This is a genomic window from Streptomyces otsuchiensis (assembly GCF_004305975.1).
GTDB classification, from domain to species: domain Bacteria; phylum Actinomycetota; class Actinomycetes; order Streptomycetales; family Streptomycetaceae; genus Streptomyces; species Streptomyces otsuchiensis.
Window position 1 is genome coordinate 1 of the sequence record NZ_BHZI01000234.1, and the last position, 9,101, is coordinate 9,101.

At 71.8% G+C, this 9,101-nt stretch carries 11 protein-coding genes; 7 read left to right on the plus strand and 4 right to left on the minus strand.

What is annotated here, in order from left to right:
• From E0D90_RS19870 to E0D90_RS19885, 4 genes are all read right to left on the minus strand, one after another.
• Window positions 1-343, minus strand: a 343-nt coding sequence (locus E0D90_RS19870) for a hypothetical protein (protein WP_130799487.1), incomplete at its 3' end; no start/stop codon positions are given.
• A 182-nt stretch (window positions 344-525) separates the two neighbouring features.
• On the minus strand, window positions 526-1,692 hold the full coding sequence (locus tag E0D90_RS19875; RefSeq protein WP_130799488.1) for a CapA family protein: 1,167 nt from the start codon (window positions 1,690-1,692) through the stop codon (window positions 526-528).
• Window positions 1,693-1,898: 206 nt separating this feature from the next.
• Complete coding sequence (locus E0D90_RS28430) at window positions 1,899-2,204, minus strand: SGM_3592 family protein (RefSeq protein ID WP_103500701.1); 306 nt, start codon at window positions 2,202-2,204, stop codon at window positions 1,899-1,901.
• Between the two features lie 220 nt (window positions 2,205-2,424).
• On the minus strand, window positions 2,425-2,880 hold the full coding sequence (locus E0D90_RS19885) for an ATP-binding protein (RefSeq protein ID WP_227870348.1): 456 nt from the start codon (window positions 2,878-2,880) through the stop codon (window positions 2,425-2,427).
• Window positions 2,881-3,016: 136 nt separating this feature from the next.
• On the opposite strand from E0D90_RS19885, the gene E0D90_RS19890 reads away from it, so the two are divergent.
• From E0D90_RS19890 to E0D90_RS19920, 7 genes are all read left to right on the plus strand, one after another.
• On the plus strand, window positions 3,017-3,883 hold the full coding sequence (locus tag E0D90_RS19890) for a Sco1979 family transcriptional regulator (protein ID WP_498072965.1): 867 nt from the start codon (window positions 3,017-3,019) through the stop codon (window positions 3,881-3,883).
• Window positions 3,884-3,886: 3 nt separating this feature from the next.
• Window positions 3,887-4,123, plus strand: a complete 237-nt coding sequence (locus E0D90_RS19895; RefSeq protein WP_103500704.1) for a DUF397 domain-containing protein — start codon at window positions 3,887-3,889, stop codon at window positions 4,121-4,123.
• A 152-nt stretch (window positions 4,124-4,275) separates the two neighbouring features.
• On the plus strand, window positions 4,276-5,079 hold the full coding sequence (locus E0D90_RS19900; RefSeq protein ID WP_130799490.1) for an SAM-dependent methyltransferase: 804 nt from the start codon (window positions 4,276-4,278) through the stop codon (window positions 5,077-5,079).
• Between the two features lie 226 nt (window positions 5,080-5,305).
• Window positions 5,306-6,112, plus strand: coding sequence for an SGNH/GDSL hydrolase family protein (locus E0D90_RS19905; protein ID WP_130799491.1), 807 nt, complete (start codon window positions 5,306-5,308; stop codon window positions 6,110-6,112).
• Window positions 6,113-6,401: 289 nt separating this feature from the next.
• Window positions 6,402-7,445 (plus strand): LacI family DNA-binding transcriptional regulator, encoded by a 1,044-nt coding sequence (locus E0D90_RS19910; RefSeq protein WP_130799492.1) that lies wholly within the window; start codon window positions 6,402-6,404, stop codon window positions 7,443-7,445.
• The gene (locus E0D90_RS19915; RefSeq protein ID WP_130799493.1) at window positions 7,438-8,208 is read left to right on the plus strand and encodes an ABC transporter ATP-binding protein; all 771 of its coding nucleotides are present in this window, start codon (window positions 7,438-7,440) and stop codon (window positions 8,206-8,208) included. Before E0D90_RS19910 ends, E0D90_RS19915 begins: the two co-directional genes overlap by 8 nt.
• A complete protein-coding gene (locus E0D90_RS19920; RefSeq protein ID WP_103500709.1) occupies window positions 8,195-9,052 on the plus strand; it encodes an ABC transporter permease in 858 nt (285 codons plus the stop codon). The genes E0D90_RS19915 and E0D90_RS19920 overlap by 14 nt, the downstream gene beginning before the upstream one ends.
• The last annotated feature ends 49 nt before the right edge of the window (window positions 9,053-9,101 follow it).

Consider the following 9,101-nt stretch of genomic DNA (forward strand, 5'->3'; position numbering starts at 1 on the left):
GGCCGACCCGGGCGCCCGCGCCGTTCCGCGCGGAGACCGACGCCGTGACGCAGCCGTTCGGCCCCTCGACGCGAGCGGAGGCACCGTCCGGGCCGGTCTCGGCGACGATACGACGCCCCGGCCCGCCGATCTCGATCCGCCGGTCCTCCCCGAAGACCGGGGGAGTGGGTGGCTCCGTGCCGAGTTCAGGGGGCCAGGAGGTCAGTTCCGGCCATTCGGTGTCCGGGGCGAACGCGTACGCCGTGGCGGGGGTGGCCGATATCAGCAACGCCAGCAGGGCGGCCGGCACGGCGGCGGCCCGGTGCGGCAGGCCGCGCCGGCCGGGCGGTGGACTGGTTTTCACACTCCGAGAATGGGCCGCGCCGCTCCCGGCCACGGCCGGGAGCGGCGGAACTCGCCTGATGGGGTGAAGCGTTGTTGAAAGCGGATTGGTCACCGGCGGGCCGGTGCGCGCCCGATGCGGGCGTCCGTGCGGATCGGCCCGGCGCCCGCCCGGGCGAGGGCCGGCCCGAACGGCGACCGGTCTCACTCGCCGATCGTGAGCCCGTCGTCGGCGGCGCCCCGGCTGAACGCGGCGGCGCTGATCAGCTCCAGAGCCTCCTGGTACTCACGCCGTCCCGGGTCCTCGGCGACCGCGCGGGGAAGGTTGACCAGCGCGAGCGGGTCGTTGTCCACCAGGTGCGGCACCACCTCGGCGCCGGAGACCGTCCAGCGCTCCTCGCCCTCCGCCGGAGGGTCGAAGGTGAACCGCGCCGCCGAACCCATCTGCCCCCGGGGGTCGTTCATCCGGCCGGCCAGCTGGTCGCCCATGCCGTAGACGACCCAGACGTCGTTGAGCTTCTCGTACGCCTGCGGCACATGCGCGTGGGTGCCGATGATCAGGTCGATGTCGGGCCGGTCGCCGTCGCGGGAGGAGGTGAGCGTCTCCGCGAGGTCCAGCTGGCTCTGATCCGGCTCCTCCTGCCACTCGGTGCCCCAGTGCATGCTCACCACGACGACGTCCGCTCCCGCCGCGCGGGCGGCCCGGGCGTCCGCGATGATCCGCTGAGGGTCGATCAGGTTGACCAGCCAGGGCTGGTCGGCGGGGACGGGGATGCCGTTGGTGTCGTAGGTGTACGCCAGCTGCGCGACCGTGGCGCCACCGGCTTCGAGCAGGGTGGGCTCGGCGTGTTCCTCGGCGGAGCGGGCCGCCCCCGCGTGCCGCAGCCCGGCGGCGTCCAGCGCCTCCAGCGTGCGGGTGACGCCCTCCGGGCCCGCGTCCAGGGTGTGGTTGGAGGCGGTGGAGCAGGAGTGGTAGCCGGCGTCCTTGATCGCTCCGGCGATCTCCGGCGGGGTGACGAACATCGGGTAGCCGGAGAAGGGGCCGCCGTCGGGGCCGTAGACCGTCTCCATGTGACAGATCGCGAGGTCGGCGCCCTCGGTCACCGGGGCGGCGCCGGCGAGCATGCGGCCGAAGTCGTGGCCCTCGGCTTCGGCGCCGGCGTCGGAGCGGGCCTGGCGGATCACCGAGTCGTGCACCAGGATGTCGCCGGTGGCGACCAGGGTGAAGCCCTCGGGCGCCTCGGCGCCCGCCGCGCTTCCTGCGGTGCCGCCGTCCGCCGACGGCCCCGGGTCGGTGCCGCACGCGGCGACGGCTGCGAGGAGGGAGACCGCGGCGAGCAGCGCGGCACTGCGACTGGTCCGGGATGCCATATGACCACCTGTGTCGTATTGACGCATTAACCGTAAATACGACAATCAGGGGTGTTGGTGGGGTGGTGACGTGCCCCGCCGCACGCGTCGTCGGAACGGGCGCCCCCGCTCACCCGAGTGGCGGCGCGCCGCGGGCCCGGGACGGCTGCCCCGGGCCCGCTGTCACCTACCGCCGCCCGCCGGCCCCGCCGGCACGCGGACGCGACTCACTCCGGCGCGTCGGGGGAGTCCCCCTTCTTGCGGCGGAACCAGCCACGCCGCTTCTTCCCGCGCTGCTTCTTCTTGTCCCGCTTCTCCTGCTTGGGGGAGGTGCTGTGGATCCAGCCCGCCGGCGGCTCGTCCGAGCGCCAGGGCTGCGGCGCGGGCGCCTCGTTCTTCCAGCGCTCGGTGAGCATCCGGGTGCGCGCGGTCGGCTCGCTCACCTCCGCCCCCCGGACGAAGTTCTCGTCCAGGACCAGGTCGTCCCAGTCCTCACGCTTGGGCTCGTCGCTACTGTGCGGCTCGGTCCCCATGGCCTGCCTCCCTCAGCCTCGTGCGGCGCCCGGAACGGGACCCCCGAGAGGGCTGCCGTCTGCTTCCAGCTCCGGTGGTGTGCCCGGGTGCGCCGCGCGTGCCGGGGCCGCCCAGCCACCGAACACACCTACAGCAACGGTATCGGACGTGCGGGCGTGACGGTCCTGGCCCGGGGTGCCGAATGCGGCGCCGGACCGGAGCCGACCGCCCGGAAGAGCCTCAGGCGGGGGCGCCGTGCAGCGGAAGATCCGCCCAGACCGTGTGGCCCCGGCCGGCGTCGAGAGGGCGCACGCCCCACCCGCGGGAGAGGGTGACGACCAGCAGCAGGCCCCGGCCGCCCTCGTCCTCCTCGGTGGCGACCGACGGCCCCCGCCGCGGCCCGGCACCCTCGCCGGAGACGGCGACGCGCAGCAGGCTGCCGTTGATCCTCAGTTCGCAGCCGACCGAGCGGCTGCGGGTGTGCCGCAGCGCGTTGGTGACCAGTTCGGAGATGACCAGCTGTGCGTTGTCCCGCGCGTCACAGGGCGCGCGCCACTCCCGCAGCTGCGCCTGGGTCCGTCTTCGCGCCTCGGCCGCCGAGCTGTCCTCGGCGGGCAGGTGGAAGCGGGTCCGGGCGCTCCACTGGGCGGAGCTGTCGTAGCGCTCTAAGGGCTGAGCGTGGGAGGAGGAAGCCACCGTCCTACTGTGCTGGCTGAATTGACATCCGGCAAGAGGCATTCTGTGATTTGCAGAATGACGCCGGTCAGTCTGTCGAAACCGCCGTCGGCATGGCAAGCTCTGTACCCATGACGGCAGTTGAGGACAAGCAGTAGTGGTTGGCGGCCCGGTCGGAGGCGCTCCCACGGCACTGCGAGTGGTCCTCGGGCGGCGACTGGCCGACCTTCGTGAGCAGGCGGGGACGACTTTCGAGGAGGCCGCGGAGGCCCTCGACGTCACCCACGCCACCATCCGCCGGATGGAGAAGGCGCAGGTCGGCCTGAAGGTCCCGTACGTGGAGAAGTTGCTGCGGCTCTACGGCGTCAGCGACGCCGACGAGATAGACGGCTTCATCGGTCTGGCGCGCGAGGCGAACCGTCCCGGCTGGTGGCACCGGTACCGCGACGTGCTGCCCGGATGGTTCAGCGCCTTCGTCAGCCTGGAGGCCGAGGCCGAGCAGATCCGCGCCTACGAACCCCACTACGTGCCCGGCCTGCTGCAGACCGAGGGCTACGCGCGCGCTGTGCTGCGCGCCGGGATGCCCCAGACGCCGGACGAGGAGATCGACCGCCTGGTCGCGCTCCGTGTCGCCCGCCAGGAACTCCTGGAACGCAAGGAGCCGCCCCTGTACTGGGCGGTCCTGGACGAGACGGTGCTGCGCCGCCCGCCCGGCCCGCGCGCGGTGATGCGCGAACAGCTCGACCGGCTGATCGAGGCGGCGGCGCTCCCGCAGGTCCGGCTCCAGGTCATGCCGTTCGCGGCGGGCCTCCATCCGGCGATGTACGGGCCCTTCCACCTCTTCCGCTTCCCCGTCCCGGAGCTCGCCGACGTCGCCTGCGCGGAGAGCCTGGTCGGCGCGGCCTACTTCGACCAGCGCGACGACGTGTCGGTCTTCCGGGAGGCCCTGGACCGGATGTGCGCGCAGGCCGCGCCAGTGCACCGAACTGAGGCCATCCTCAGTGCCCTTCGCAAGGAGATCTGAACCATGGATCGCATTTACAACGGGATGCCCGCCACGCTGCTCGGCAAGGAGGGCTGGCGCAAGCCCTGGAGCGGGGGGAACGGCGGCAGCTGCGTGGAGGCCCTGCGGCTGGGGGACGGCCGGGTGGCGCTGCGCCAGTCGACCGACCCCGAGGGCCCGGCACTGATCTACACCCCCCACGAGATCGAGAAGTTCATCGCGGGCGTGAAGTCGGGCGACGCCGACTTCCTGCTCGTCTGACCCGCCGGGCCCACCGCGTCCGGCCCGTCCCGTTTCGGCCACCCGGTGTCGCCCTACCCCGTTTCGCCCCACCCGTTTCGCCCCACCTCGTTTCGACCCATCCCATTCCTGCGACAGAGCGGCGCGAGCCACCTCGTGAGAGAGAGCAGACAGTGACCGACCAGGGTCTGACCCCCGACCGGATAGACACCAGCCGCCCCCACCCGGCGCGGATGTACGACTACTACCTCGGTGGTCAGGACAACTACGAGGTCGACCGGGCGGCCGCCGACCAGCTGATGGCGCTCACGCCCGATGTGCGCCTGAGCGCGCAGGCCAACCGTGACTTCCTCCAGCGCTCGGTGCGTGACGTGGTGCGTTCCGGTGTCCGGCAGATCATCGACGTGGGCACCGGTATCCCCACCTCGCCCAACACCCATGAGGCGGCGCACGCGGTCGACCCCGAGGTGCGGGTCGTCTACATCGACAACGACCCGATCGTCTCGGTGTACGCCGGCGCGAAGCTCACGGCCACGCCCAACACCGGGTTCCTGCTGGCGGACATGCGCGACCCGGTCGCCATCACCGAGAACGCGGTGATGCGCGAGCACATCGACTTCTCGCAGCCGGTCGCGCTGCTGCTGGTCTCCGTGCTCCACTTCATCAAGGACGCCGAGGACCCCAAGGGCCTGATCTCCGCCCTCACCGAGCACCTGGCGCCGGGCAGCCGGCTGGTGCTCTCGCACGCCACCGGTGACTTCCACGCCAAGGACACCGGTGACCGGGGTGCCGAGGTGTACGCCAAGGCCACCGCCAACCTCAGCCTCCGCGGTCACGCGGAGATCCTGCCGCTCTTCGACGGGTTCGAACTCGCCGACCCGGGGCTGGTCCAGGTCTCGCGCTGGCGTCCGGAGGGTGAGGTCTCCGCCGAGCTCGACCGGGTCGCCGTCTACGGCGGGGTCGGCGTCAAGAGCTGAGCCGCCCGCCCGGAGGCCGGGCGGAGTGCCACCCACGGCCGGTCTCCCCTCCCGGGGAGGCCGGCCGTCCCGTTCCCCTCGACGCGCCGACGATGCGTCACCTGCCCGGGTTTGGGTCGTTGCTGAGGGTGTGTTGGCCGAAATTTTTTGGCATGGACACTTCTCAAAAGAATTACCAGCTGGTAACACAGCAGGTAACCCCCACCCAGCCTGTTCAGGAGGCTTGATGAAGTTCCGTCGCCTTATCACCGGTGCCGCCACCGCGGCGCTGGTCCTCGGCGCGTCCCTGCTCGGCCCCGCCGGCGCCGCGGCCCAGCCGGCCGCCGCCGCCGAGGTCTACGTCGCACTCGGAGACTCCTACTCCTCCGGAGTCGGCGCGGGGAACTACGACTCCGGCAGCGGCAACTGCAAGCGCAGCGCCAACGCCTACCCCCAGCAGTGGGCCGCGGCGAACAGCCCGTCGGCGTTCCACTTCACGGCCTGCTCCGGCGCCCGCACCACGGACGTCCTGGCCAACCAGCTCGGCCCGCTCAACTCCTCGACCACTCTCGTGAGCATCAGCATCGGCGGTAACGACGCCGGCTTCGCCGACGCCATGCAGACCTGTGTGCTCCAGTCCACCGCCTCCTGCGTGAACCGGATGGGCGTGGCGAACAACTACATCAGCAACACCCTCCCCGCCCAGCTGGACTCGGTGTACTCCGAGATCCGCTCGCGCGCCCCCCAGGCCCGCGTCGTCGTGCTGGGCTACCCGCGGATCTACCAGCTCAACGGCTCCTGCATCGTCGGCATCAGCGAGCAGGCGCGCGGTGCGATCAACAACACCGCCAACCACCTGAGCGACATCACCAGCAAGCGCGCCGCCGACCACGGCTTCAGCTACGGCGACGTCCGTTCCGCCTTCACCGGCCACGAGATCTGCTCCTCCAGCCCGTGGCTGCACAGCGTCACCTTCCCGATCGGTGACTCCTACCACCCGACCGCGGCCGGCCAGACCGGTGGATACCTCCCGGTGTTCGCCAGCCACGCCTGACCCTCGCGCGACCAGGCCCGGCCGCTCCCCGGAGCGGCCGGACACCCGGGTCCCACCCGGTGACTCCCCGCCCGCCCGGCACCGTCCCCACGACGGCGCCGGGCGGGCGTCGTCATGCCCGCCGCCGGCCGGGCGGAGTCCATCGCCGCGCGCATATCGATTTGTAACGACCGCGTTTCCCCTCTTGGCCAGGGGGTGCCTTCGGGTCTACGGTGCTCCAAAGCGGTTTGGCAAAGCGCTTTGCAAAGTCAGTGTCACCGGCCGGCCGAACAAGGAGAACGCGGGAAACATGGTCTCGATAGCCGATGTCGCGAAGCGCGCAGGCGTGAGCCCGACGACGGTCTCCCACGCCCTCAGCGGGAAGCGCAAGGTCAGCGAGCGCGTGCGGGCGCGTGTCCAGAGCGCGATGCAGGAACTGGGCTACGTGCCCAGCCGTTCCGCACAGAACCTCGCCATCGGCCGGACGCGCCTGGTCGGCCTGATCGTCCCCGACATCCGCAACAGCTTCTTCGCCGACCTCACCCACGGCGTCGAGGCCACCGCGATCAGCCACGGCTACAACGTCATCCTGTGCACCACCGGCTTCGACCACGCACGCGAGGTGGACCACCTCGCCATGATCCGCTCACGGGCGGTCGACGGGCTCATCTACGCGGCGGGCGCGCCGCCGACCAACTCCCAGCTCGGCGCGCTCCTCGGCGACCTGCCGCTCGTCCTGGTGGACGAGGAGGTACCGGGGTCGGACGCGCCGTCCTTCGTGTCGGACAACCACAACGGCGGCCGTCTGGTGGCCGAGCACCTCTTCGGCCTCGGCCACCGGCGCGCCCTCGTGATCGCCGCCGACGGGGGGCTGGTCAGCAGCGACCAGCGCGTCGCCGGCTTCCGCGACTCCTGGACGGCGAGCGGCGCACAGGCCCCCCTGGTGGAGTCCACCGCCTTCACCGAGGAGGGCGGCCGCGAGGCGATCCTCAGGCACACCGAGGCGTTCCGCGGGGAGGGCCCGACCGCCGTGTTCGCGGTCAACGACCTGATGGCGTTCGGGGCGATCGACCAGCTCCAGCGCTGGGGGATCGCAGTTCCCGAGGACGTGTCGGTCGTCGGCTTCGACGACATCCCCGCGGGACGCTACGCGCACCCCCGCCTGACCACGGTCCACCAGGACGTCGGCGAGCTGGGCCGCCGTGCCACCGACGCCCTCGTCGCCGCGCTGGAGCACGGGCCGGCACGGCAGGCGGGAGCGCCCCGGCGCCACGTGCTGTCGGTCTCGCTCACCGCGCGGCGGTCGACCGCGGCCCCTCCCTCGAACCGAAGAAAGGCGGACAACTGTGGCTGACATCTCCATCGACGGCGTCTCCAAGGTCTTCGCGACGGCCCGCAAGCGCACGGTCGCCCTGAACGAGACCAGTCTCGCCATCGCCTCGAACGAGATCATCTGCATCGTCGGGCCCAGCGGCTGCGGCAAGACGACCCTGCTCAACCTGGTCGCGGGATTCCTGGAGCCGACCGCCGGCAGCATTTCCGTCGGGCCCCGAACGGTCCGCGGGCCGGGCGCCGACCGGGCCGTCGTCTTCCAGTCCGACGCGGTCTTCCCCTGGCTGACCGTCGCCGAGAACGTCGGCTACGGGATGAGGATGCAGGGCCTGGCCCGGTCCGAGCGGGCCGCGCGCACCGAGCGCTATCTCGAACTGGTCGGGCTCTCCGACTTCCGCGGGGCCTACCCGAAGGAGCTCTCGGGCGGGATGCGCAAGCGCGTCGACCTGGCCCGCGCCTACGCCAGCGGCCCCGAGGTCCTGCTGCTGGACGAACCGTTCGGCGCGCTCGACCTGTTCACCAAGGAGGCGATGTGGCTGGCCGTGGACGGAGTGGTCCGCGCCGAGCCGAAGACCGTCGTCTTCGTCACCCACGACATCGAGGAGGCGCTCTTCCTCGGCGACCGCGTCGTGGTGATGACGCCACGGCCCGCCCGCGTGCACAGCGTCATCGACGTCCCCTTCGGCACCGGCCGCGATCTCGACCTCCGCGCCGGCCCCGAGTTCCAGGCACTCCGCAACGAGATCGCCCACACCCTCCGGGAGGTTCACGATGACGCAGCATGACGCGCCCGGCCCGGCCTCCGCGGTGGGCACCCCCACTCCGACGGGCCCGCTCACCCCGCCCGACACCGCGCTGGCCGGCACCGAGCGGCAGCCGCGCGAGTACGGGCGGCTGCTCAGCCTGCTGGTGGCACTCGCCCTGCTGGCCCTGTGGTGGGTGCTCACCACCGGGACGGAGACGATCAGCCAGCTCTACTTCCCGAGCCCGGAATCGCTCTGGGAGGCGGTGACCACGCTCAACACCCGCCTGCTGGAGGACGCGTGGGCGACCCTCCTGCGCGTCCTGGTGTCGTGGATCGGCGGCTCGGCGCTGGGCGTGGGCGTGGGGCTGCTGATGGCCCGGGCGCGCTGGCTGTTCCACGTGCTCAACCCGGTCATCGAGGCCGTCCGCCCGGTGCCGCCCGTCGCCCTCATCCCCTTCGTGATCCTCTGGTTCGGCATCGGTGACAGCGGCAAGATCTTCCTCGGGGCGCTCGCCTGCTTCATGGTGATGGTCGTCAACACGACGGTCGCCTGCGGAAACGTTCCTCCGGTCTACGTCCAGGCAGCCCGCTCGCTGGGCGCCAGCCGGAACCAGGTGTACCGGACGGTCGTCCTGCCCGCCATCGTGCCGGAGATCCTCTCCGGCTTCCGGATCGGCAGCGCCCTCGCGTTCGCCGTCGTCGTCGCCGCCGAGTTCCAGGGCGCCGACGCGGGCATCGGCCGCCTCATCATGAGCGCGAGCCGCACCCTCAACACCCCCGTCGTCCTGCTCGGCACGATCGTGATCGCGATCCTGGCCGTCCTGCTGGACCTCGCCATCTCCCGCATCAGCGCGTACATCACGCGCTGGTCGGCCAACCGCTGACCGTCCTCCCCGCACCGCCGTCCCCCGCACGGCCCGAGCACCCCCGCAC

Excerpts from the sequence above, each read along its gene's own strand:
- E0D90_RS19875 (WP_130799488.1), bottom strand. The coding sequence starts at position 1,692 with ATGGCATCCCGGACCAGTCGCAGTGCCGCGCTGCTCGCCGCGGTCTCC.
- E0D90_RS28430 (WP_103500701.1), bottom strand. The coding sequence starts at position 2,204 with ATGGGGACCGAGCCGCACAGTAGCGACGAGCCCAAGCGTGAGGACTGG.
- E0D90_RS19895 (WP_103500704.1), top strand. The coding sequence starts at position 3,887 with ATGGATCGCATTTACAACGGGATGCCCGCCACGCTGCTCGGCAAGGAG.
- E0D90_RS19905 (WP_130799491.1), top strand. The coding sequence starts at position 5,306 with ATGAAGTTCCGTCGCCTTATCACCGGTGCCGCCACCGCGGCGCTGGTC.
- E0D90_RS19910 (WP_130799492.1), top strand. The coding sequence starts at position 6,402 with ATGGTCTCGATAGCCGATGTCGCGAAGCGCGCAGGCGTGAGCCCGACG.
- E0D90_RS19920 (WP_103500709.1), top strand. The coding sequence starts at position 8,195 with ATGACGCAGCATGACGCGCCCGGCCCGGCCTCCGCGGTGGGCACCCCC.